The organism is Microlunatus panaciterrae, from assembly GCF_016907535.1.
Taxonomy (GTDB): domain Bacteria; phylum Actinomycetota; class Actinomycetes; order Propionibacteriales; family Propionibacteriaceae; genus Microlunatus; species Microlunatus panaciterrae.
This window is the reverse complement of sequence record NZ_JAFBCF010000001.1, coordinates 3,961,689-3,984,956: the sequence shown is the minus strand read 5'-3', so window position 1 is coordinate 3,984,956 and position 23,268 is coordinate 3,961,689. Positions and strand designations below refer to the sequence as shown.

Annotated in this window: 18 protein-coding genes; 4 read left to right on the top strand and 14 right to left on the bottom strand. The window is 69.1% G+C overall.

Annotation, left to right across the window (positions count from 1 at the left end):
- Positions 1-144 precede the first annotated feature (144 nt).
- From acnA to JOE57_RS18085, 3 genes are read right to left on the bottom strand one after another with little or no spacing between them, the layout of a single operon-like run.
- Positions 145-2,946, bottom strand: a complete 2,802-nt coding sequence (gene acnA / locus JOE57_RS18095) for an aconitate hydratase (RefSeq protein ID WP_204920031.1) — start codon at positions 2,944-2,946, stop codon at positions 145-147.
- Between the two features lie 53 nt (positions 2,947-2,999).
- Entirely contained in the window at positions 3,000-4,235 is a 1,236-nt protein-coding gene (locus tag JOE57_RS18090; protein ID WP_204920030.1) for a class I SAM-dependent RNA methyltransferase, read from the bottom strand.
- Entirely contained in the window at positions 4,228-6,228 is a 2,001-nt protein-coding gene (locus tag JOE57_RS18085; protein ID WP_204920029.1) for an amino acid permease, read from the bottom strand. Before JOE57_RS18085 ends, JOE57_RS18090 begins: the two co-directional genes overlap by 8 nt.
- A gap of 214 nt (positions 6,229-6,442) precedes the next feature.
- Here JOE57_RS18085 and JOE57_RS18080 point away from each other — a divergent pair, with 214 nt between their 5' ends.
- The gene (locus tag JOE57_RS18080) at positions 6,443-7,090 is read left to right on the top strand and encodes a potassium channel family protein (RefSeq protein WP_239580190.1); all 648 of its coding nucleotides are present in this window, start codon (positions 6,443-6,445) and stop codon (positions 7,088-7,090) included.
- A 1-nt stretch (position 7,091) separates the two neighbouring features.
- Positions 7,092-7,784: a potassium channel family protein gene (locus tag JOE57_RS18075; protein ID WP_204920027.1), complete on the top strand. Its 693-nt coding sequence runs from the start codon at positions 7,092-7,094 to the stop codon at positions 7,782-7,784.
- A gap of 6 nt (positions 7,785-7,790) precedes the next feature.
- Here JOE57_RS18075 and JOE57_RS18070 read toward each other — a convergent pair whose 3' ends face one another.
- The 7 genes from JOE57_RS18070 to JOE57_RS18040 all read right to left on the bottom strand — a co-directional run bounded on the left by JOE57_RS18070 (position 7,791) and on the right by JOE57_RS18040 (position 13,392).
- Complete coding sequence (locus tag JOE57_RS18070) at positions 7,791-8,498, bottom strand: DUF3159 domain-containing protein (protein WP_204920026.1); 708 nt, start codon at positions 8,496-8,498, stop codon at positions 7,791-7,793.
- Complete coding sequence (locus tag JOE57_RS18065) at positions 8,495-8,914, bottom strand: OB-fold nucleic acid binding domain-containing protein (RefSeq protein WP_204920025.1); 420 nt, start codon at positions 8,912-8,914, stop codon at positions 8,495-8,497. The genes JOE57_RS18070 and JOE57_RS18065 overlap by 4 nt, the downstream gene beginning before the upstream one ends.
- An 82-nt stretch (positions 8,915-8,996) precedes the next feature.
- A complete protein-coding gene (locus tag JOE57_RS18060) occupies positions 8,997-9,806 on the bottom strand; it encodes a DUF3710 domain-containing protein (protein WP_204920024.1) in 810 nt (269 codons plus the stop codon).
- Positions 9,803-10,285, bottom strand: a complete 483-nt coding sequence (gene dut, locus JOE57_RS18055; RefSeq protein ID WP_204920578.1) for a dUTP diphosphatase — start codon at positions 10,283-10,285, stop codon at positions 9,803-9,805. Before dut ends, JOE57_RS18060 begins: the two co-directional genes overlap by 4 nt.
- 35 nt (positions 10,286-10,320) lie before the next feature.
- Complete coding sequence (locus tag JOE57_RS18050) at positions 10,321-10,776, bottom strand: DUF3093 domain-containing protein (RefSeq protein WP_204920023.1); 456 nt, start codon at positions 10,774-10,776, stop codon at positions 10,321-10,323.
- A gap of 75 nt (positions 10,777-10,851) precedes the next feature.
- The gene (locus JOE57_RS18045; RefSeq protein ID WP_204920022.1) at positions 10,852-11,154 is read right to left on the bottom strand and encodes a DUF4193 domain-containing protein; all 303 of its coding nucleotides are present in this window, start codon (positions 11,152-11,154) and stop codon (positions 10,852-10,854) included.
- 81 nt (positions 11,155-11,235) lie between these two features.
- A complete protein-coding gene (locus JOE57_RS18040) occupies positions 11,236-13,392 on the bottom strand; it encodes a prolyl oligopeptidase family serine peptidase (RefSeq protein ID WP_338041382.1) in 2,157 nt (718 codons plus the stop codon).
- 141 nt (positions 13,393-13,533) lie between these two features.
- Here JOE57_RS18040 and JOE57_RS18035 point away from each other — a divergent pair, with 141 nt between their 5' ends.
- Entirely contained in the window at positions 13,534-14,622 is a 1,089-nt protein-coding gene (locus JOE57_RS18035; RefSeq protein ID WP_338041381.1) for a glycerate kinase, read from the top strand.
- A gap of 3 nt (positions 14,623-14,625) precedes the next feature.
- Here JOE57_RS18035 and JOE57_RS18030 read toward each other — a convergent pair whose 3' ends face one another.
- The gene (locus JOE57_RS18030) at positions 14,626-15,759 is read right to left on the bottom strand and encodes a ferrochelatase (protein ID WP_204920588.1); all 1,134 of its coding nucleotides are present in this window, start codon (positions 15,757-15,759) and stop codon (positions 14,626-14,628) included.
- A gap of 98 nt (positions 15,760-15,857) precedes the next feature.
- Positions 15,858-16,502: a trimeric intracellular cation channel family protein gene (locus tag JOE57_RS18025; protein WP_338041380.1), complete on the bottom strand. Its 645-nt coding sequence runs from the start codon at positions 16,500-16,502 to the stop codon at positions 15,858-15,860.
- A gap of 107 nt (positions 16,503-16,609) precedes the next feature.
- Here JOE57_RS18025 and sepH point away from each other — a divergent pair, with 107 nt between their 5' ends.
- Entirely contained in the window at positions 16,610-18,103 is a 1,494-nt protein-coding gene (gene sepH, locus JOE57_RS18020) for a septation protein SepH (RefSeq protein WP_204920020.1), read from the top strand.
- Between the two features lie 423 nt (positions 18,104-18,526).
- On the opposite strand, the gene JOE57_RS18015 is transcribed toward sepH, so the two are convergent.
- Positions 18,527-21,214 carry a glycoside hydrolase family 2 protein gene (locus JOE57_RS18015; protein ID WP_204920019.1) on the bottom strand — a complete coding sequence of 896 codons (2,688 nt, stop codon included), beginning with the start codon at positions 21,212-21,214 and terminating at the stop codon, positions 18,527-18,529.
- Positions 21,211-23,268, bottom strand: coding sequence for an MGH1-like glycoside hydrolase domain-containing protein (locus tag JOE57_RS18010; RefSeq protein WP_204920018.1), 2,058 nt, complete (start codon positions 23,266-23,268; stop codon positions 21,211-21,213). Before JOE57_RS18010 ends, JOE57_RS18015 begins: the two co-directional genes overlap by 4 nt.

Here is a 23,268-nt window from a genome sequence, read left to right as displayed (position 1 = left end):
CAGCAGCCGGAGATGGCCCAGCAGCCGGGCCTGGCCCAGCACCCGGACAGGCGAGGGCCTGGCAGCACACCCGCGCCGAACAACCGCTACCGGTCGACGTCGAGGCTGCCCTGCCGAGCCCTGAGAGACGGGCGACGCGCCCGGTCAGCCCCTGTTCCGCAGCGACCGCAGCACGTACTGCATGATCCCGCCGTTGCGGTAGTAGTCGGCCTCGCCCGGGGTGTCGATCCGAACCACGGCGTCGAACACCACAGGCTCTCCGACCCCCTGGGCGGTCACCTTGACCGTCTTCGGGGTGGTGCCGTCGTTGAGGGCCGTGACCCCGCTGATGTCGAAGGTCTCCTCCCCGGTGAGGCCGAGCGAGTCAGCGCTCGCGCCCTCCGGGAACTGCAGCGGCAGAACGCCCATCCCGATCAGGTTCGACCGGTGGATCCGCTCGTACGACTCTGCGATGACCGCACGCACCCCGAGCAGGGCGGTGCCCTTGGCGGCCCAGTCCCGCGAGCTGCCCGAGCCATACTCCTTGCCGGCCAGCACGACCAGCGGAGTGCCGCCGGCCAGGTAGTTGGCCGAGGCCTCGTAGACGGTGCTCACCGGACCGTCGCCCTGGGTGAAGTCGCGGGTGAAGCCACCCTCGGTCCCCGGCGCCAGCTGGTTGCGCAGCCGGATGTTGGCGAAGGTGCCGCGGATCATCACCTCATGGTTGCCGCGCCGCGAGCCGTAGGAGTTGAAGTCTCCCCGGGCGATGCCGTGCTCGGTCAGGTAGGCACCTGCCGGGCTGTCGGCCTTGATCGCCCCCGCCGGGCTGATGTGGTCGGTGGTGATCGAGTCACCCAGCTTGAGCAGCACCCGCGCCCCGGCGATGTCGGTGACCGGCTCCGGCTCGGCGGGCATCCCGTCGAAGTACGGCGGCTTGCGGACATAGGTGGACTCGTCGTCCCATTCGAAGACCTGGCCCTCGGGCGTCGGCAACGACTGCCACTGCTGGTCACCGGCGAAGACGTCGGCGTAGTCCTTGGCGAACATCTCCGCACCGATCGAGGAGGCGACCACCTCGTCGATCTCCGCCTCGGTGGGCCAGATGTCAGCCATGAAGACGTCGTTGCCGTCACTGTCGACGCCGAGCGGCTCGTGGTAGAGGTCGATGTCCATCGTCCCGGCGAGCGCGTAGACCACCACCAGCGGCGGGCTGGCCAGGTAGTTCATCTTCACATCCGGGTTGATCCGGCCCTCGAAGTTGCGGTTGCCCGACAGCACGGACACTGCGGCAAGATCATTCTGGTTCACCGCCGCGCTGACCTCGGGGATCAACGGTCCGGAGTTGCCGATGCAGGTGGTGCAGCCGTAGCCCACCAGGTTGAAGCCCAGCTTGTCCAGATAGGGCGTGAGACCGGCGCGCTCGTAGTAGTCCATCACCACCTTCGACCCGGGAGCCAGCGTGGTCTTGACCCACGGCTTGCGGGTCAGGCCCTTCTCGACGGCCTTCTTCGCCACCAGTGCCGCGCCCAGCATCACACTGGGGTTGGACGTGTTGGTGCAGGACGTGATCGCCGCAATGGTGACCACACCATGATCAATCCGGTGTTCGGCCCCGTCGAGCGTCACGGACGCCGGGTTGCTCGGCCGGCCGAGGTCCTTCGGCGAGTGTTCGCCGAACTCCTTCGGCGCAGCGGCACCGTTGCCGTGCGCGTGCGAGGGCGGGTCGGACGCCGGGAAGCTCTCGACCACCGACTCGTCGTAGCCCTCCTCCGGCTCCTTGACGTAGTCGGCCAGCGCCGCCCGGAAGCCGACCTTGGAGTGAGCCAGCGACACCCGGTCCTGCGGGCGCTTCGGACCGGCGATGCTCGGCACCACCGTGGACAGGTCGAGCTCGAGGTATTCGGAGTAGATCGGCTCACGGTCGTCGTCGTGCCATAGTCCCTGCTCCTTGGCGTACTTCTCCACCAGGGCGATCTGCTGCTCGCTGCGGCCCGTCAGCCGCAGATAGTCGGTGGTCTTGCTGTCGATCGGGAAGACGGCGATGGTGGAGCCGTACTCGGGGCTCATGTTGCCGATGGTCGCCCGGTTGGCCAGCGGCACCTCAGAGACGCCAGGTCCGTAGAACTCGACGAACTTGCCGACCACGCCGTGCTTGCGCAGGATCTCGGTGATCGTCAGCACCAGGTCGGTCGCGGTGGCGCCCTCCGGCAGCCGCCCGGACAGCTTGAACCCGACCACCCGCGGAATGAGCATCGACACCGGCTGGCCCAGCATGGCCGCCTCGGCCTCGATCCCGCCGACTCCCCAGCCCACCACGCCCAGACCGTTGACCATGGTGGTGTGTGAGTCGGTGCCGACGCAGGTGTCCGGGTACGCCTGGGTGGCGCCGTCCACGTCGCGGGAGAAGACGACCCGAGCCAGGTGCTCGATGTTGACCTGGTGCACGATCCCGGTGCCGGGCGGCACGACCTTGAAGTCGTCGAAGGCCGTCTGCCCCCACCGCAGGAACTGATAGCGCTCCTTGTTGCGGCCGTACTCGATCTCCACGTTGCGGGCGAACGAGTCTGCGGTGCCGAAGACGTCCGCGATCACCGAGTGGTCGATGACCAGCTCTGCCGGGGCCAGCGGGTTGATCTTGGTCGCGTCGCCGCCGAGGTCGGCCATCGCCTCACGCATCGTGGCCAGGTCGACGACTGCCGGTACGCCGGTGAAGTCCTGCATGATCACCCGCGCCGGGGTGAACTGGATCTCCGTGTCGGGCTCCGCTGCAGCGTTCCATCCCGCCAACGCCCTGATGTCGTCCGCGGTGATGTTGGCGCCATCCTCCGTGCGGAGCAGGTTCTCCAGCAGGATCTTGAGGCTGTACGGGAGCTTGTCGGCCCCCTCGACGGCATCGAGTCGGAAGATCTCATATGACTCGTCGTTGACCTGCAGGCTGGCTTTCGCGCCAAAACTGTTGACACTCATCGGTTCACTCCCGGGCTCGTCGGTCGTTTCAAAACTCTCTCGACATCAAGATATCACCGACGCGTCAGGATGGCGACGCACTCGACGTGCTGTGTCATCGGGAACAGGTCGAACGCGCGGATGGATTCCGGGTCGTAGCCGAGGTCGTGTGCAGTGCCGAGATCGCGTCCCAGTGCCGCGGGGTCGCAGGCGACGTAGGCGACCGACCGTGGCCTCCGTGCTGCGATCGCCTGCATCACGGCCCGTCCGGCCCCGCTCCGCGGGGGGTCGAGGACGACAAGGTCGCTCCGGCCGGGCAGCTGCGCCAGGCGCTGGTCCACCCGGCCGGCCACCAGCTTCACCCGGTCAGCGACATCGGCCAGGTTGTGCCGCGCGTCAGCCACCGCCGAGCGGCCGGACTCGACCGCCCACACCCTGCAGCCGGCGTCGGCGAGCGCACCCGCGAACAGACCGACCCCGCTGTAGAGGTCGAAGGCCTGTTCTCCCGGCCGCGGCCGCAGCCCTTCCAGCACGGTGCGCACCAGCAGGTCGGCGGCGGCCGGGTGCACCTGCCAAAAGCCGTCGGCCCGCACCCGCCAGTCCCGGTCGACGGCCCGTTCGGTCACCGACACCGTCGGCCGCCGCTGTCCCCCGACCGGCGCCGGCCCGCCCTGGGTCTCCTCGCCCAGCGTCCGTCCGTTCACCAGGACCACCGGACCGCTCGTCGCCCGCACCACCTGGACCTCGGCACCGGGCGGCCAGTGCCGGTCGGTCAGGCCCGAACTCTCTGCGGCGATCGCACAACCCTGGTCGGGCAGCGGGATGACCTCGTGCGAACGGTGCCGGTGCATCCCCAACCGTCCAGCCGCGTCCACGTGGTAGCGCATCCGGGTCCGCCAGCCCAACCCGGAAGGCTCTGCTCCCTGGCCGCCGGTGGTCGGCACCGGCTCGACCGTACCGGTCCAGTCGATCCTGGCCAGATGGTGCAGCTGCTCGGCGACTACTGCGGCCTTGAGCCGGCGCTGCGCAGCGAGCGCGACGTGCTGGAAGTCGCAGCCGCCACACCCGCCCGGGCCCGAGATCGGGCAGGGCGGTGTGACTCGATCCTCGCTGGCCTCGATGACCTCGATGACATCGCCGCGCCAGAACCGGCCCGTGCCCTGGTCGGTGATCAGGACCCGCACCAGCTCGCCCGGCAAGCCGTGCCGGACGAAGATCACCCGCCCGTCGTGCCGGGCCACACAGTGACCGCCGTGGGCGACCGGCCCGATCCGGAGTGGGCCGACCTCCAGCGGCGGGTCGCTACTCATTGCCGAATCGGCCCAGCCCACGGTCGACACCCTCGCGCTCCAACCGGCGCTGCGTCCCGCCCGAGGACTGCAGGACGTAGGGCACCGAGGTCACCATCACCCCTGGTGTGAACAGCAGTCTCGCCTTCAGCCGCAGCGCACTCTGGTTGTGCAGGACCTGCTCCCACCAGTGCCCGACCACGTACTCGGGGATGTAGACGGTGACCACGTCGCGCGGGCTGTCAGTGCGAATGTTCCTCACGTAGTCGAGGATCGGGTTGGTCACCTCCCGGTAGGGCGAGGCCACCACCTTGAGCGGGACGTCGAGGTCGGCCGCATCCCAGTGCTCGACCAGCCGCTCGGTCTCCTCGGGGTCGACCTCCACCGTCAGCGCCTCCAGGGTGGACGGACGGGCGGCCTTGGCGAACGCCAGCGCCTGCAGGGTCGGCTTGTGCAGCTTGCTGACCAGGACGACGGCACGCACTCGGCTCGGCAGCGTCTTGGACTGGCCGGGCACCCAGGCGGTCTCCCGTGCAACGTTGTCGTAGTGGCGTCGGATCGACTTCATCACGATGAAGACCACCACCATGGCGATGATCGCGATGTAGGCACCCTGGACGAACTTGGACAGCAGCACGATGATCAACACCGTCCCGGTCATCGTCAGGCCGACGGCGTTGATCACCCGCGATCTCATCATCCGGGCCCGCACGGCCGGGTCCGACTCGGTCTTCAGGTGCCGGGTCCAGTGCCGCAGCATGCCGAGCTGGCTGACGGTGAACGAGACGAACACGCCGACCACATACAGCTGGATCAGTGCCGTGACGTCGGCGTTGAAGGCGAGAATCAGGACCACCGCGAAGAACGACAAGACGATGATGCCGTTGCTGAACGCCAGCCGGTCACCCCGGGTGTGCAGCTGGCGGGGCAGGTAGCCGTCACGGGCCAGGATGGATCCGAGCACCGGGAAGCCGTTGAAGGCGGTGTTAGCCGCCAGGAACAGGATGATCATCGTTGAGGCGATGACGAAGTAGAAGCCGGGCGGGAAGTTCGAGAAGACCGCACGGGACAGCTGCCCGATGGCCGTCTGCTCCACGACGTCCACCGGCTTCCCATTGAGGGTGTAGGTGGAGAACGGCTCGTCGATCAGCCTCAGATCGGTCAGGTTCGCCAGCAGCACCACCCCGACCAGCATGGTGACGGCAACCGAGCCGAGCAGGAGCAGAGTGGTTGCAGCGTTCTTGCTCTTGGGCTTCCGGAAGGCGGGCACTCCGTTCGAGATCGCCTCGACACCGGTCAAGGCGGCGCAGCCGGAAGAGAACGCTCGAGCCAGCAACGCGATCATGACGAACCCGCTGAAGGAGGTATACCGCGGGTCCCCCTGGATCCCGTATTTCGCACTGTCGGCCTCGACAGCGTGACCGAGAACGAAGATCCGGAACAGACCGTAGAGCACCATCGACAAGATCCCGACCATGAAGCAGTACGTGGGAATGGCGAACAGGGTGCCGGACTCGCGCACTCCCCGCAGGTTCAGTGCCATCAGCAGCAGCGTCACGCCGGCCGCGATCAGACCCTCGTGGCCCTCGATGAAGGGGGCCACCGTCTTGGCGTTCTGCACCCCCGACGAGATCGACACCGCAACGGTCAGCACGTAGTCGACCATCAGCGCGCTGGCCACGGTGAGGCCGGCGTTCGCTCCCAGGTTGACCGTCGCCACCTCATAGTCGCCGCCGCCCGAGGGGTAGGCGTGCACGTTCTGCCGGTAGGAGGCGACGACCACCAGCATCACCGCCGCCACCAGCAGCGCGATCTTCCAGGAGAAGGCGTAGCCGGCCAGACCGGCCAGGGACAGGGTCAGCAGGATCTCGTCGGGAGCGTAGGCCACGGACGAGAGCGCGTCGGAGGCGAACACGGGCAACGCGATGCGTTTCGGCAGTAGCGTCTCGCCCAGCTGGGTGCTCCGCAACTTGCGTCCGATCAGGACGCGCTTGCCGACGTCGGAGAGGTTCACGTCCGGACACTCTATGCCCGTTCGGCACGGATCCGGGAACCCCTGGTCACAATCCGGCTCGATAGCCGAGGTCTCCCTTGCATACGCACCCGCGGTGCGGTGGGATTGACTACACACCTGCGGTGCGGGGGGATTGATCGGTGTAGCGTGCTGCGCCAGAGGTCGGTCACATCCACCACGTCAGTTCGAGGAGCCCCAGTTGCATATCGTGATCATGGGTTGCGGTCGCGTCGGGTCGATGCTGGCGCGTTCGCTGGAGAAGCGCGGGCACAGCGTCGCCATCATCGACATGAACACCGAGGCGTTCCGCCGGCTCGGCCCGGACTTCGCTGGAAAGACGGTGAAGGGGGTCGGGTTCGACCGGGAGGTGCTGCTCGAGTCCGGGATCAACGATGCCGAGGCCTTCGCCGCCGTGTCGAGCGGTGACAACTCCAACATCCTGGCTGCCCGCGTGGTCAGGGAGACCTTCAACGTCGACAATGTGGTGGCCCGGATCTATGACCCCGGACGAGCCGAGGTCTACGAGCGGCTCGGCATCCCGACTGTGGCCACCGTCCGCTGGACCTCCGACCAGGTGCTGCGGCGGCTGCTGCCGGCCGGCTCGGAACCCCAGTGGCGTGACCCGTCCGGCTCGGTGCGACTGGTCGAGGTGCATGTGAACCGGTCCTGGGTCGGTCAGTCGATCGACCAGATGGAGGCCGCCACCGGCGCCAGGATCCCGTTCCTGGGCCGCCTCGGCTCCGGTCAGGTGCCGCGGCACTCCACCATCTTCCAGGACGGTGACCTGGTCTATGCCGCGGTCGAGGACCGGCGACTGGCCGAGGTCGAAGCCATCCTGGGCGATCCTCCGAAGGGACACTGAGATGCGCGTCGCTATTGCCGGTGCCGGCAACGTCGGTCGGTCCATCGCGGCCGAGCTGGTCGAGAACGGTCATGAGGTGCTGCTGATCGACCGGGAGCCGGCCGCCATCAAGCCCAACAGCCTGCCGCAGGCGGAATGGCTGCTCGCCGACGCCTGCGAGCTGTCCTCGCTGGAGGAGGCCGGCGTCGACAGCTGCGATGTGGCCATCGCGGCCACCGGGGACGACAAGGCCAACCTGGTGATGTCGCTGCTCGCCAAGACCGAGTTCGGGGTGCCGCGCACGGTGGCTCGGGTCAACCATCCCAAGAACGAGTGGTTGTTCAACGAGGTCTGGGGGGTCGACGTCGCCGTCTCCACGCCCCGGTTGATGAGTGCTCTGGTGGAGGAGGCCGTCAGCGTCGGCGACCTGGTCAGGCTGCTGACCTTCCACGAGGGTGAGGCGAACCTGGTCGAGATGACCCTGCCGCCGGACAGCCCAGCCGTCGGCAAGCAGATCGGGACGATGCACTGGCCCGGCGACGTGGTCCTGGTCGCCATCATCCGCGACGGCCACGCCCGGCCGCCGGACCGGGACGGTTCGCTGGAGGCGAGGGACGAGCTCCTGTTCGTCACTGCGCAGGACTACGAGCGCGAGCTGGGCGAGATGCTCTCGCCGAAGGGTGTCAGCCCGCAGATCGTCACCCCGAGCCGCTGACCCCTGCTACCCGTTGCCCTCGGTGCGTACGAGGACAGAGTCCTCGATCGGTGTCCGTCCGCGGGACAGCAGCAGGCCGATCACGAACAGGGCGCCGAGAAGCAACGGCCAGCCGAGTGCGACCTTGGCCACCCCCAGCGCCACCACCTGGCCGCTGAGATAGAGCGGCAGCTGGACCACGAAGCGCAGCACATACGGCACGGCGAGCACGGCGGTCAGCTTCGCCGTCATCCGGACCAGGCCGCGGTCCCTCGCCCAGCCGGTCGGGTCGCCGGTGGCGGCGCCGATGATGAAGCCGACCAGCGGCTTGCGGATCAGGATCGTGAGGATGGACAGCAGCGCCAGGGCGCCGTTGTAGAGGATGCCCGGCAGGAAGGCGTCCTCCGCGCGGCCGGTGCGGGCCGCGATCAGCGCGGCCAGTGCGGTCGGGAAGATCGTCTGGGCGACGAACTTGAGCGACTGCCGCTGCAGCAGCCGGAGCAGACCGAGCACGAGGGCGACGATGACGGCGGCAGCCAGCGCCGGATAGAGCTGTCTGCCGACCACCCACGCGCACGTGAAGGCGATGAACGGCAGGGCACCCTCAGCCATCCCCCGTAGACCGCCGAGCGAACTCGACAGCTCGTGACGGACCAGCTCTTCGACGTAGCGGAAACGCGGCCGCTCCGACGGCTCGCGGTCCGGCTCCTCCGTCGGCGACGGTGAGCCGGTCACCGAGGCGTCGGGGTCTGCAGCAGCTCGTACCGCGGGTTGTAGATGATCTTGCTGCCCTCGTGACAGCTGACCCGTCCGGACAGGATCTTGATCGACCGGCCAGGGTCGACGCCGGGGATGCTGCGGCGGCCGAGCCAGACGAGCGTGACTGCGCCGGAGCCGTCGCGCAGCTCGACCTCGAGCGAGGGGTGACCTCCGCGAGGGGCGATGGTGACGGTCGAGATCGTGCCGGTCAGGTCAACCACCTGACGGTCGGTGCAGTCGCTGATCGGCACCGCTCCGGCCTCCGAGACGTGGCGCTGCAACTCCTCGGACTCGAGTTCGGCGTTCGACGATGCGAGCCGGCGTAGCGCTCGCTGAAAGAGGTTCCCCCGGCCCTTGACATCGTCCTTGTAGGTCCGATGCTGCTCGGTCATCTCCATCACTTCCCAAAAGTTCCGACTGATGCCGGTGTGGCGTCATGCTCACTGCCGTATCCACTCTGCCACGAAATCCTTGTCACAGGTCAGCGTCTCCCTGAGCGGGCGCTAAATTCTGAGGCAACGACAGCGGCAGCAGGTCGCCGGGCGCCTTGGCCTCCAGACCACGCCGGACGATGATGCTGCGAAACGAGTCGAACAGCACGTCGACCGGCGCGTCGACGCCGTCCTCGAGTGCGGCCCGGCCGTAGACGATGCCGCGCAGCAACCAGCGTGGCCCCTCGACCACCCACATCCGCGACGGTTGGTAGCCCTGGTCGCCGTCGGGGGTGGAGACCGGCAGCAGCCGGCGCAACTCCACGCCGAACGGGCCCTCCACCATGGCAGCCGAACCCCCGTGCTCGGCGGCGTGCTCCACCATCTCCTCGCGCAGCTCCGGCCATAGGCCGCCACTGCGCGGTGCGGCGAAGGCAGCCACCTCGAGCGCCGAGTCGTCCTTGATCATCATCGCGGAGATGATCTGGTTCGTCTCCTCCGACATCTGCAGCCGCAGCTCCATCCCGTCGAAGCCGGTCAGGATCATGCTTCCCAGGTCGATCCGGGGCCCGCCTTCGCTGTCCTCGTCGGGCACCTCCTCGTCGTCACCGTCGGAGTCCCGGCCCGTCACCTCGGTGATGTCGAAGGGGCCGCCCGAGCGCCATTCCTGCGCGTCCAGCGCCGCCACATCCAGCTCTGCCGCGGACGTCTCCGCCTCGCCGTCGGTGGGGCCCTCTCCGGTGTGGTCCGCGTCCTCGGGCTGGTCCTGGCCGGGGGTCTCGACCTCGTCGGCGATGGTGTCGCGGCCGGCGTCCTCGTCCGCGTCGACGCTCTTCTTGCGCCTGAAGATCATGCCTCGTGCTCCTGACTGACTGCTGGCTGGTTGTTGACCACGATCCCGCCGGTGGACCCGTACCCGCCAGCGCCCCGAATGGAACGCGGCAATTGTGCCACTGGTTCGAACTCAGCCCTATTCACCGGCTGGATCACAAGCTGGGCGATCCGATCTCCGCGTGTGATGGTCACCGGCTGCTCGAGGTCGGTGTTCAGTAGGCACACCTTGATCTCTCCGCGGTAGCCGGCATCGACGGTTCCGGGGGCGTTGACGATGCTGATCCCGTTGCGGGCGGCCAGCCCGGACCGCGGGTGCACGAACGCCGCATACCCCTCCGGCAGCGCGATGGCCACCCCGGTACCCACCAGCCGCCGCGCCCCCGGAGTCAGCTCGAAGGTCTCAGTCGAACACAGGTCAGCGCCCGCGTCACCGGGATGGGCATAGCTCGGCAGCGGCAGCTCCGGGTCGAGCTGCTGAATCAGGATCTGAACCGACATCACCGGGTCAGCCTATCGACGGGCCCGCGGCCGGGTCAGCGCGTGGGCCGCTCAGCAAGGTGGCTCTGCACCGCCGCAGCCAGCTCGACCGGCCGCCGGCTCGCCACCAACCAGTACGGGACGGGGTCGTCGGGATCGTCCAACGTCAGCTCTACTCCGGTGCCGACATAGGGCCGCAGCACCAGGAACGCCCGGGCGTCCGCCCCGGGCCCGCGCCGTAGCCGCATCTCTGCTTCTGTCAGGCTGGACGCGTTCTTGAGGTAGCCGAACTCGATCATGGCCCGGCCCACCCGGACAGCTCCGTCGCCGACTTCGATGACCGTGCTTGCCGCCCAGAAGACAGCCCCGATCGCCAGCAGCGTCAACGCGCCGACGCCGATCGCCCAGCCAGGGCCCAGGTAGAAGAAGAACGCGGCCATCATCGACAGCGTGAACAGCCCGAGGATCACCCAGTAGGCCAACGGTACAGAGAGACGTTCGCGAAAGTGCATAGGCTCAAGGTCCAGCGGGTACCGCGTCAGCGGCCGCCATCGGCGACCGCTGGCGCGTCAAATGCCGCAACCGATCTAGCCGGCGCAGTCGTAGCAGTAGGCGTCGCCGTTCGCCCTTTCCTCGGCGATCTGGCTGCGGTGCCGGACCAGGAAACAGCCGGCACAGGTGAACTCGTCCGACTGACGCGGGAGCACCCGCACCGTCAGCTCCTCGTGCGAAAGGTCTGCACCGGGCAGCTCGAAGGCCTCGGCCGCCTCGGCCTCGTCCTCGTCGACCTTTCCGGAGTTCTTATCGTTGCGTCGGGTCTTCAGTTCCTCGATGCTGTCTTCGTTCAGCTCTTCATCGGTCTTGCGTGGGGCGTCGTAATCGGTCGCCATCTTTCCCTTTCCGGGTCTAAGGCCCAGGTACTGCACGGTACTTCGTGCGCATGCATATCACACCGTGACAAGTTGCGTCGGCTATAACGTCTCTGCCCGGACAAAATTCCCGCCCAGTACGGTGCTCTCCATGAACGACAGCACCGTCTCGTACCAGACGATCGAATGCTGCGGAGTGAGAATCCAGTGGTTCTCGTCCGGGAAGTACAGGAACTTGTGCGGCAGCTCCCGCGGGTCGCCGTCGTGGCCGGACACCAGGGCCCACCAGAGGGCCAGCCCTTCCGAGATGGGCACCCGGTAGTCCTTGTCGCCGTGGATCACCAGCATCGGGGTGGAGATCCGGTCGGCGAAGCGGTGCGGGGAGTTTGCCTGCTGCATCGTCGGCGTCATCTCCCGCGCCCAGTACCAGGACGCGTCGGTCGTCGGACCGAAGGACTCCAGGTTCCACAGGCTGGCGTGGGTGACGATGGCGTCGAACCGGTCGGTGTGACCGGCCACCCAGTTGGCCATGTATCCGCCGAAGGACCCACCCATCGCCGCAGTCCGGGTCTCGTCGATGTCGGCCCGCTTCTCCGCCTCATCGGTGATGGCCATCAGATCCGTGTACGGTGCCGCGCCCCACGCTCCCCAGCCGCGTTGGACGAAGTCTCGGCCGTAACCGGTGGAGAGCGCCGGATCGGGCAGCAGGACGGCGTAGCCCCGGGAGACCAGCAGCCACGGGCACCACCGCCACGACCAGGCGTTCCAGGAGCCCAGCGGCCCACCGTGGATCCACAGCGCCAGCGGCGCGGGTGCTTCGGCCGAGGCGCGCTCCGGCAGCAGCAGGTAGCCGCGTACGCGGGCACCGTCGGCCGCCACCGTCTCCACGTCCTCGAGCCGACCCGGCAGTTCCGGGTAGTCGGTTGGGGCCCTCAGCTCGGTGAGTTCACCACCGGCCGTGCCGATCGCCACCACCGTTCCCGGGTCGAGGTAGGAGGACCGCACGGCGTACAGGGTGGCACCGTCGGCCGACATCACCACCGATCCGAACGTGCCCTCCTCCGTCAGCCGACGGCGGCCACCGGTGGCGACGTCGACGGCATAGATCGGACCGTGACCGTCCTCGTCGACGGTGACATAGAGCGTCCGACCGTCCGGTGAGAACGTGACCGGGGTGGCCCAGCGATCCCAGTTCTCGGCCAGCAGCCGTCCCTCGCCGGACGCACGCTCGATCAGCCACAGCTGCTGGTCCGGGGCCCGGTCCGGCGTCGAGGGAGTCTCGCGCGAACAGGCCACCAGGCCGCCGTCGGCACTGACGACAGCACCGACGAACTCGTAGTTGTCGTCCTCGGCCAGCACCGTCCGCTCGCCGGTGGCCACGTCGACAGCGATCACCGAGCTGACGACCTCCCCTCGCGACCTGGCCGTCTGCCAGTCCAGCACCAGCACGTCACCGGCGGCGCTGAGCGACCCTGCCGAGCCGATCCCGCGGCCGGCGTCCGGGATCAGGTTGCGGAGCTGGTCCGCGGTCGGGGCGAAGTCCCCGTCTCCGTCGACACGGCTCGCGGTCAGGTCGACGGCGAACAGCCGCTGTTCCTCGGGTCCGAGGTCGTGGTCCCAGAACCGGACCGGATAGCCCTCGTGCAGGATCGCCGAGACCTTCTTCTTCTTCCGCAGTGCCCGCTTCTTGGCGTCGGCCTTCTCGTCCTCGACCCCGGCGTGCACGGCCGCCGCGAACAGGGCGAGCTCGGCGTCCCGGGCGGTGACGATCCCCTGCCAGCCGCCGTCTCGGCGAGCCACCACATAGGCCTCGCCCCCGCCGGCCGGCAGACACCAGATGACGCCGGCGTCGCCGCCGTCCTCCTCACCGGTGGCCGGCACCGGACGCTTGGAGGTGAAGAGCAGGCTGCCGTCGGACAGGAAGGCTGCCGCGGCCTCACCCTCCACCGACCGGGTGTAGCGGCGAGCCGGCTGGCGACCCTGGGCGTCGACCTTCCACCAGGCCGAGGTGTAGCCGGTCTGCTTGTGATCGAGCTGCGCCACCGAGACGAGCAGCGTCCCGTCGTTGGCCAGCGCCAGGCTGCCGAGCCTGGGTGCGGCGACATAGGCACGAAGGTCCTCCCAGGGAGAGCCGAGCGGCTTCTCCGGCTCGGAGTCCGCGGACAGGTCGGCGCGGTCCCCGGCACCGGTCACCGGGCGGTGGTCCAGGTCCGTTCTGGCATGATCGCCTTCGGCGAGTTTCTCGGCATCGTTGGGCACGCTCAGCTCCTTCGGCGAAAGTCAGCGGGGTGTGGGGCAGCGGGTGCGGCGCCGATGACTATGCCATGGGCTTTTCCCCCGCTTCCGACCGGGTGGTGCGGGGAGTCGAACGTCATACAGCCAGAGCCAGGGAGTGCGTCCGTGTCGGAATTGTCGGTGGTCATCGCCCCGGATTCGTTCAAGGGTTCCTTGTCCGCAGCAGAGGTCGCGGCGGCGCTGGCCGAGGGATGGCTCGAGGTGCGACCGAGCGACCGTGTGCGGCTGCTGCCGCAGGCCGACGGCGGTGAGGGCACCCTGGACGCGATTGAGGCCGCCAGACCCGACAGCCGCAGACACTGGCTTGACGGCGCTACCGGCCCGGACGGCCGCGCGGTCCGAGGCTGCTGGCTGGAGCTCGACGACTCCACTGCGGTGGTCGAGCTGGCCCAGGTCTCCGGGCTGCCGCTGATGGCCGAACCCGACGCACTGGCCGCCACCACCACCGGTGTCGGGGAGCTGGTCGCTGCGGCCCTTGACCACGGCTGCCGGACCGTCCTGGTGGGCCTGGGCGGCTCAGCCTCCACCGACGGCGGAGCGGGCGCGTTGGCAGCGCTGGGGCTCCGGTTGCTGGACCCGGACGAACGCCCGATCGGCGCCGGCGGTGCCGCTCTGATGTCGCTCGCGTCCGTCCGCGGCGAAGCACGCCGTCCTGCGGAGCTGACGCTGCTCACCGACGTAACCGCGCCCCTGCTCGGGCCGGCCGGGGCGGCAGCCGTGTTCGGACCGCAGAAGGGCGCGACCCCGGACCAGATCGTCCGCCTCGAGGCCGGGCTGGCCCGCCTCGCCGGCCTGCTCGGAGGCCGCACCGATCTACCCGGCATGGGGGCGGCGGGTGGCATCGGCTACGGCCTGGTCCAGGCGCTGGGCGGTCGGATCGAGGCCGGAGCCCCCTACATCTCCCGGTTGAGCGGTCTGGACGAGGCGGTCGCCGACGCCGATGTGGTGCTCAGCGGGGAGGGTCGGTTCGACCCGACGTCGCTGACCGGCAAGGTCGTCGGCCACACCCTGGGCCTCGCCGCCGCTGCGGGAGCCCGCCGGGGGGTGGTGGCGGGCCAGGTCGCCACCCAGCTGGACGACGTCTGGACCCAGGCCCTGGTCGACCTGGCCGGCTCGACGGAGGCGGCGATGGCCGAGCCTCGTCGCTGGTTGGTCGAGGCCGGTCGCCGTGCCGCGGCCGCACTGGGCGGCTGACCGTCAGGCCTGGCAGCAGGCCGGTCGCTGAGGGTCGCGAAGGTTGGGGCAGCAGTCGGCCGGGCAACGGAAGCGGCCCGCGACCGACCCCTCGATCACCGGCACTGCCGGTTCCTCCTCGCGGGCCACCGCGGCCCGTTCCTGCATCAGGTCGACCAGGGCCCGGACGAAATCGGGATGCACACCGGCCGTCGCGGCCCGGGCAAACCCGAGGCCGAGGTCACGCGCCGTCTGGGCAGCCTCGGTGTCGAGGTCGTAGATGACCTCCATATGGTCGGAGACGAACCCGATCGGGACCACCACCACAGCCTGCACGCCCCGGTCCTTCAGGGCTCGAAGGTGGTCGTTGACGTCCGGCCCGGTCCACGGCTGGCTCGGCGGACCGGACCGGGAGCAGTAGACCAGGTCGTGCTCGAGCTCGATCCCGCGCTCGGCCGACACCCGCCGGGCGACGTCGGCAGCGACGGCCCGGTGCCAATCGACATACCCGCCCTCACTGCTGCGCGGCTGGGGTCCGGACGACTCTGCCATCGCTGTGGGGATGGCGTGGGTGACGAACACGAGCCGGGTCAACCCGGCCTGCTCGGACAACGTGTCCAGGGCGGCCAGGGTGGTCTCGACGAACGCCGAGACGAAGCCGGGATGGTTGGCGTAGTTGCGGATCTTGTCGATCTGCAGCTCAGTGCCCTCGGCGGCGTCGAACAGGTTCTCCCGGTACTGCCGGCAGGACGAGTAGGACGGGTACGCGCTGGTGGTGACGGTCAGCACCCGGCGGTGGCCGTCGGCCTCGATCCGGGCCAGGGTGTCGGCCAGGTAGGGACTCCAGTTCCGGTTGCCCCAATACAGCGGAACGGCGATCCCGCGACGCCGGAACTCTAGACCCAGTTCCGCCAGCAGCGCGCGGCATTGGTCGTTGATGGGGCTTCTGCCGCCGAACAGGAAGTAGTGCTCCCCCACTTCGGCCAGCCGCTCGGTCGGGATGCCACGGCCCCGAGTCACGTTCTCGAGGAAGGGCAGCACATCGTCGGGCCGTTCCGGGCCGCCGAACGACAGCAGCAGGACTGCCTCATAGGGAGCCAGCACTGAGCCGGAGGCCGGGTCGGTTGCCGACGAGCTCGCAGCTGGAAGGTGGTTCACGAGATGATCCTCGCAAAGCGGGACATGCGCCCGGCGCCCGGGCTGGGTCGTGATCGCCGGTCGCCGACGTCGTCCATGACCGGTCCGCCGAGCTCCGGTCAGCCGCGCAGGCTGCCGGCGTGCGGCATCTCCCACCGGAACCGGATAGCGAGCAGGCGGAGCGCAATGCAGACCCCGGCGGCGGCGATCGCCACCCACGGCCGATACAGCCCGAGCTCCCATGGCACGACGACGACGAGGGCGCCGGCGAGTGCCGGCAGGGCGTACACCTCCTGCCGCAGCACAATCGGTGTCCGGCCGGCCAGCAGGTCACGCAGGATCCCGCCGCCGATGCCGGTGAGCACGCCCATCAGCGCACTCGGCACCGGGCCGAGGCCGTACTGCATGGCCTTCGCTGACCCGGTGACGCAGAAGAGGCCGAGCCCCAATGCATCGGAGACGTTGATGTAAGGCTCGATCCGGGCGATCCGAGGGTGGAACCGGAAGACGACCAGCCCTGCCAACATCGGCACCAGCAGATAGCGCCAGTCCTGCAGCGTCGCGGGTGGGACCGCGCCGATCAGCAGGTCACGCAGCATCCCGCCGCCGAGACCGGTGACCAGAGCCAGCACCAGCACCCCCACCACGTCCAGTTTCTTGCGTACGGCGACCAGCGCACCGGAGAGCGCGAACACGGAGATGCCCGCCAGATCGAGGGAGACCTGCAGCGGGCTGACCAGGAGAGCAGGCAGCGGGAGGGACACACCCCGACGCTAGTACGGTCGGCCCGCAGGGTGCCCAGAGCCTTCCGCGACGGCCCTCGCGGCGGAGTAGGTTACGGGTAGCCACACCCGAAGGAGCTGCCACATCGATGCGCACGGCACGACCCGTCCGGCTGACCGCGGACGGCCGGTCGCTGATTGTGGTGACCGATAGTGGCGAGGAGTTGGCTATCCTTGCCGACGACCGGCTGCGCGCTGCATTGCGTGGCGACCGACCACGACTTGCACAACTGGAGATCGAATTGGAAAGCGCACTAAGACCCCGCGACATTCAGGCGCGGATCCGGGCTGGCGAGTCGTTGGAGGACGTCGCCCGGGCTGCCGGGATACCGGTGGAGCGGGTCGAGCCGTTCGCCGCACCGGTGCTGGCGGAGCGCGAGCACGTGGCCGGCTTGGCGATGGCTTCGTCAGTGCGTCGCCGCGGTGAGACCTCGGGACACCGCAACCTGCGGATCACGCTGACCGATCGGCTGGTCAGCCGCGGGGTGGACATCGACACGCTGGACTGGGACTCCGCCCGGATGGAGGACGGCCGCTGGTCGGTCACCGCCACCTATGGCTCCGACGAGTCACAGCGGCAGGCCACCTTCCTGTTCGACGTCCGCGGCCGTTTCTCTGTTGCCGGAAACGACGAGGCGCGCTGGGTGCTGGGCGAGCAGTCGTCGGTGAAGAGATCACAGCCTGGCAGCGAACCCGCAGCCATGGCCGAGGGCCAGGAGCCGGCAGACACCGAGCCGACGCTCGACCTCAGTGACGAGCTGGCCCTGGTGCGGGCGACGGCTGAGCGGCAGCGGGGCCATCTTCCGGGCAAGACCGCCCCCGAGGAGGAGACGTCGTTCCAGGAGCTGCATGCCGACTGGGACGCGAAGGCCGCCGCCGAGGAGGCCGCTGTCTACGCCGAGCTGCACCGTGAGACCGGGAAGCGGTTCGACCGGTCACCTGCCGAGGTGGAGCCCGTCCCCAGCGGCTCGCTGGAGGCGACCGAGGAACACCAGCCTGGCGAAGGCCAGTTGGACACGCTCTACGACATGCTCGGCGGTGACGGCTACAGCGAGGACTCGGTCCGGGTGTACTCGGGCCTCAGCGACGCCTCGGCCGTTCCGGAGACCGACAACGGTGGCTGGGAGCCGGCGATCGTGGTCAACTACCCGGTCGAGCCGGGTGAGCAGGACGACGAGGAGCACGACCAGCCGGACGGGCCGAACGAGCCCCGGATCGAGCCTGCTCTTCACGAGCTCGGCGCAGCGCCCGAGATAGCCGAGAGTGAAGCGGCGGAGTCAGACGATGTGGCCCGGGAGGAGAGCGAGCAGACTCCCGTCGCGCCAGCGGAAGCACCCGCCGCTGAGGCGCCCGACCAGGACGCTGGAGTCGTGGTGGAGCGGGATGCTCCTACCACCGACGTGGCAGATCCGGGCGATGACGGGCGCGAGGTTCAGAGCGAGCAGGCGGAGACGCTCCCGCTGGGTGAGGCCGGCATAGCCCCACCCGTGAAGAAGAAGCCGGCCAAACGCAAGCGTGCCTCGGTTCCCAGCTGGGACGAGATCATGTTCGGTGGTCCGCCGCGCGACGGCGGACCCAAATAGGTCGAGCTGGGCATCGCAAGGGGTGGCGCCCCGCGCCTTGAGCCAGCCGACCGCACCCTGAGCCAGCCGACCGCGCATGAGTCAGTCGAAGGGATCCTGACCACCGCGCCCTGAGCCAGTCGAAGGGCCCCCACCCAGGCCACCGCGCCCTGAGCCAGTCGGCCGCGACCTGAGCCTGTCGAAGGGCCACTCCCGCACCCCGGCCCGGAAGCCGCTGCGCATACTCGCGTACGAGAGCCTCGAACGCGAGCCGGGGGTGATCCGGTCTCGAAAACTCGCGTTCTGTCAAGTTTTCGACGCGATCCGGGCGATCTGGGCTCCAGTTCTCGCGTTCTGTCGAGTTTTCGACGCGATCCGGGCGAACGGGGCTCTAGTTCTCGCGTTCTGTCGAGTTTTCGGCGCGATCCGGGACGGTCCGGCGTCCTACGACGCCGGGCTCAGACCCTGGAGCCACGTCGCCAGCAGAGCCTGCGCGCCGACGTTACGGGCTAGGCCCACCGGCTGCGATCCACGACCACCTTCGAAGCGCAGAGAGGTGAGCAGCAGCTTGCCCGACCCCCACTCCGCGGACACCGCGTAGTCGTGCGTGATGCCGGTGCGAGCGTCCAGCCGGCGGAGCAGCGGATCCACCGTCTGGATGTCAGGCAGGTCAGCCAACCCTGAGGTGTCCATGCTGAGGTCGGTGGCGCAGCCGAGAAACTGCAAACCTACGGTCCCGGTGTGGGGAAAGCCGTCCCACCACGGGTGCGGTTCGATTACCTTGAGCGACTCGCGCCAGAACGGTTCAGCCACCAACGGCACCGGCCCACCACTCTGCCGGTCCAGCGCGATCAGGGCCCGACCGCCACCGTCCCGGACGAAGGCAGCCAGACCGTCGCTCCACCGGGCCGCCAGCACCGGAACATCGAGCGGCGCCTTCGGGAGCTGTCGCCCACCGCTCTGCAGAGCAGCCGGCAGGCCGCGGAACCGGTCGGCGGGGTCGTCAACGGTGATCGCGGCCAGGCCCTGCCAGGGGTCGGCCGGAACCACCCAGAGGGTCCAGCTGTTGCTGACCGTCTGTCCGGACACCTCGCCCCGGATGCGCAGCTCGACCGGGCCGCTCTCAACAGGCAGGGCAAGGTCGGCGACACCGATCTGCTGGACGCCGACAGCGAGTCGCTGCGCAGGAATCTGGCCGGCACCGCCCACGTGACCGGCGGCGGTCGTCAGCGTCCACGAAGCCCGCTCCAACCTGGTCGGAGCGTGATGATGCGCCACCAGCAAGTGCAGCCTGGCCTGGGAGCCCGCCGGGTGGCACCAAGGGTCGGGCGGCGCCGGCCGGTCACCGCCCGCCTCCCACCGCCGCCGTCGTTCCGGTGCGATCAGCAGAACCGTGTCGGAGTTGAAGGTGGCGAACTGCTGCGGGTCGAACTTGGGACTGCCGAGGTCGTCGATCAGGCCTGACGTGCTGATCGGGGTGTCACGTTCGGTGGTGATCACATAACCCGAGGTATCGGACCGCAACCGGACCGTCTCCAGCGTGACCTTGCGGTGCAGCTCAGCCGCGTTCCGGCTGATCCGGTCCAGCTCTTCTCCGCGTTCCCACCAGCCACCGGCTCGCAACCGATCCTCCATGAACGGGACGTCGAACTGCCAGCGGGCACCTTGGGAGTTGGTCTCGGCGGCACCGCTGAGCCACCACGGCGCCTGGTCGGTGCCGGCTCCGAGGACCCGCAGGTCCCGGAAGGTGTCCAGGTCGCAGAACTCGCCGAACAGCCACGGCATCGGCGCACGCCAGCCGGGCGCGAAGTAGTCGAAGGTCTCGCCGAGGTGCTCCAGCTCACAGTAGAGATGGTGGTCGTAGAAGTCCCGGAACGCGTCCGCCGCACCACCGTACGCCTCACCGGAGCCGGAGTTGTCACACACGATCGCGTCCCTGGTGAGCTCCTTCACCTGCCGATAGAGCGGACCCAGTACGGTCGCGTCGACGGCCGAGCTGAGCTCGCATCCCAAGGTGTAGATGATCACGCTCGGATGTTGACGTGCCGCCTCGACCAGCGCCGTTGTCTCGGCCTGCAATTGGTCCGCGAAGCCCGGAGTGGGCCTGGGCAACCACATCGGCAGTTCCACCCAGAGCAGCATGCCCAGCTCGTCGGCGATCTCGAAGTAGTAGTCCGGCGGGAACCACAGGCACAGCTTGACGCCGTTGAATCCCATCTGGCGAAGGGTCTCCAGGTCGGCCCGGACCCGCTCTGGCCCCGGGTCCGGCGCCAGCCGGTCCGGGTACCAGCCCCAGCTCAAGATCATCCGCGGGTAGAGCGGCTCGCCGTTCAGCCGTAGCCCCGAGGTCCGTCCCTCGGTCCGGACCTCGAGTCGACGCAGTCCGAGCCGTCTGACGACGGGCGGGTCGGTGCCGTCGTCAAGATAGACGCTGACGGTGTACAGGGCGGGGTCGTCGACCGACCAGGGCCGGGCCGCGGCGACCCGGATGTGTACAGTGCCGCCGGCGGTGGTGTCGAACGGATGGCTGCCCATCGGGACACCGTTCGGGTCGCAAAGGTCAATCCGCCCGCGGGCCGGCCGGGACGTCGCCACCACGGCACTGACCAGGCCGTCCGGGTCACCCCACACGTCAAGGCCAGTCACCCTGGTCTGGCTGACCACGACCAGTTCGACCGGTTGCCAGATGCCACCGTGGATACGGCCCCACACATAGGGCAGGAAGCCGGCCAGCACCTCCCGGGTGGCATAGCGTCCGGCGACGTGAGCGGAGTCGGGGCCCGCAGTGAGGCTTGCTGGCTTCTCTACCGTCACACCGAGGGTGTGGCCGCCGGGGTCGCGGACGGCATCGGTGACATCGATCTCGAAGCTGTCCCACAGACCGGTGTGGCGGCCCACCTCCACCCCGTCGACGTCCACGACGCAGGCATAGCTGACCGCGCCGAAGCGCAGCAGGACGCGTTCGTGGTCACCCACGATCACCAGAGGCAACGAGGTCAGGTAGCGGAACGGACCCGAGTCGTCCTTGGCGAAGCCCAGCTCCTCCCAGGCTCGCGCACGGTCGGTCTGCACGCTGCGGCCCCCGGCGAACTTCTGCACCGTCCACGGTCCGAGCGTCTGTGCGGTGCTCACCCGAGCTCGGTCCAACTACGCTCGAGGGCCTCGCCCCAGGTCAGTCGGGCAGGCTCCCCCAGACCGCTCACCCGTACGGTCCGGTCGGGACCGGGCTGCAGGACGATCTCGCGGCGGTGGCCCCGGATGGTGATGGCGAGAGCGTAGCGTCGCCCGCTGACCCGGAAAGCCTCCGGCAGGTTGGGGCGCACGGTGATCCCGTCGGTACCCAACGCGACACCGACGACGGTGCTGATCAGCAGCTCGACCGTGAAGGCGCCCCAGCCGTAGCCTTCGCCGCCACAGCGACCGCTCAACGGCCAGTACTCGCAGGCGACGCCGGGCAGCGTCGTGGTGCCGTCGTAGGTGCGCGCATCCCAGTGCCGGTAGGCGCGGTCGATCACGTCGGCGCTGAGCCCACCAGCGATGTCGGGTCGGCCGATCTGTTCCGCCGCGAGCACCGGCGTCCAGACGAACATGGGCCAGACCAGGTCGACCGGGTCGACCTTCTCCAGCGCGGTCTCCAGCGCGCGGGCCTGGTCGGTGCTCGCCACGGCCAATGCCAGCGGCGACAGCAGCATCACGTCATCTACCGCGGTCGGCCGGCCGCTGCTGCCGTCGACGTCGGCGAACCGACCGGCACCGTCGTCGGCAGGCCGCCACAGCTGCCGTGTCCGTTCGGTCATCTCGGCCGCGACGCTGCGCCAGCGCGAGGCCTCCTCGGGCGCCACCAGCTCGGCCCAGGTGGACATCAGGGTCGCGGCGTGCGCCACCGCCGCGTGCAGGTCGACCGGACGCAGCGCCCACGTCGGGTGGCCACCACCGAGCGGCTGGTCCCCGAACCGGGGCGACAGATCCTGCCCCGACTCCCAGCTGCAGGCGTGCACCAGCCAACCGTCGGCGTCGCGCCGGTAGTCCAACCACCAGCCCAGGAAAGTGGACAGGTGCGGGTAGAGGTCACGCAGCCAGTGGTCCGGCGCGGGTAGCCGGTCGGCGATGCGCTCCGCGACCAGGAAGGGGAAGCCCCACTGGGGTCCGGTGCCGCAGACCGTCCCGTCCGCCGACACCATGTTGTAGCTGCCATCCTCGCGTGAACAGGGCACATTTGGCAGCGGGGCGTCGGCGAACACCCCCAGCAGGATCTCGGCCGCCACCTCCGGCTGTGCCCAGGCCAGCGCCAAGGCATCCATGGCCGCTTCAGCCAGCACGATCCGGGGAGACTGGATCTGCATCGCATCCCAGCGATGCCGGTAGATGCCGATCGGTTCCTTGATCATCATCCGGAGCGTCTCCAGGTCGTAAACCACGCCGCGACGCCAATGCTCCGGCCAGTCGCCGGTGAGCACCGGCGCGTCCGCCCAGAAGGCGTGGTCGGCGGCCAGCCGTTCCTGCAGAATATGGTCCGGCTCGGGCGCCAAGGCCAGCTTGGTCAGCGCATCGTCGGCGGTCGCCCCACGGGCCATCAGCACCGACACGGGTCCGGCCCCGTTCGGACGGACGCGCAGGTCCGCCCGCAGGGTCAGCTGGTCCTGGCTGTCGCCGATGAGGGTCAGCCGGGTCCGCCCGTGGTCGTCGAAGCTCACCTCGAGCTCGGCGCCGACCGCCATCAGGGCGAAAGCGTCCCCGTCCTCGAAGGACTGCAGCACCAGCCGGTCCTCGACCAACCTCCCGACCAGCCCCGACTCGCCCCACTCGCCGTCGGCGGAGACCACCCGCTCATACTCGGCCACCAGGTGGACGACCTGGTCGGTGGTCTCCAACCGGCCGCACAGCAGGTCGTCACCGAGCGTGAACCAGGTGCTCCGTCCGGATGGGTACTCGAAGACGACGACGTTGCTCGAGTGGTGCGGCGCGATGGTGCGGCCAAGGTCGACGCCGGCACAGCGCAGGCCGGCGCGGTACTTCTTCCGCCGGCCGCCGTAGGTCGCCGCGAGCGCCGGGTAGTGCCATTCGAACCCGACGCCGTTGGAGCGCAGCACTCCTCGCGGGCTGAGCCGCCGGGTGTGTGTGGGCAGGTTCAGGTAGCCGTACGGGGTGTAGTCGTCTGCAGGGAAACCGACAGCGGAAGGGTTCAC

Bases quoted from the DNA above. Each gene is read 5' to 3' on its own strand.
- JOE57_RS18065 (WP_204920025.1), bottom strand. From the start codon at position 8,914: ATGACCGAGCAGCATCGGACCTACAAGGACGATGTCAAGGGCCGGGGG.
- JOE57_RS18045 (WP_204920022.1), bottom strand. From the start codon at position 11,154: ATGGCGACCGATTACGACGCCCCACGCAAGACCGATGAAGAGCTGAAC.
- JOE57_RS18090 (WP_204920030.1), bottom strand. From the start codon at position 4,235: ATGAGTAGCGACCCGCCGCTGGAGGTCGGCCCACTCCGGATCGGGCCG.
- sepH (WP_204920020.1), top strand. From the start codon at position 16,610: ATGCGCACGGCACGACCCGTCCGGCTGACCGCGGACGGCCGGTCGCTG.
- JOE57_RS18050 (WP_204920023.1), bottom strand. From the start codon at position 10,776: ATGCACTTTCGCGAACGTCTCTCTGTACCGTTGGCCTACTGGGTGATC.
- acnA (WP_204920031.1), bottom strand. From the start codon at position 2,946: ATGAGTGTCAACAGTTTTGGCGCGAAAGCCAGCCTGCAGGTCAACGAC.
- dut (WP_204920578.1), bottom strand. From the start codon at position 10,285: ATGTCGGTTCAGATCCTGATTCAGCAGCTCGACCCGGAGCTGCCGCTG.
- JOE57_RS18075 (WP_204920027.1), top strand. From the start codon at position 7,092: ATGCGCGTCGCTATTGCCGGTGCCGGCAACGTCGGTCGGTCCATCGCG.
- JOE57_RS18060 (WP_204920024.1), bottom strand. From the start codon at position 9,806: ATGATCTTCAGGCGCAAGAAGAGCGTCGACGCGGACGAGGACGCCGGC.
- JOE57_RS18080 (WP_239580190.1), top strand. From the start codon at position 6,443: ATGGGTTGCGGTCGCGTCGGGTCGATGCTGGCGCGTTCGCTGGAGAAG.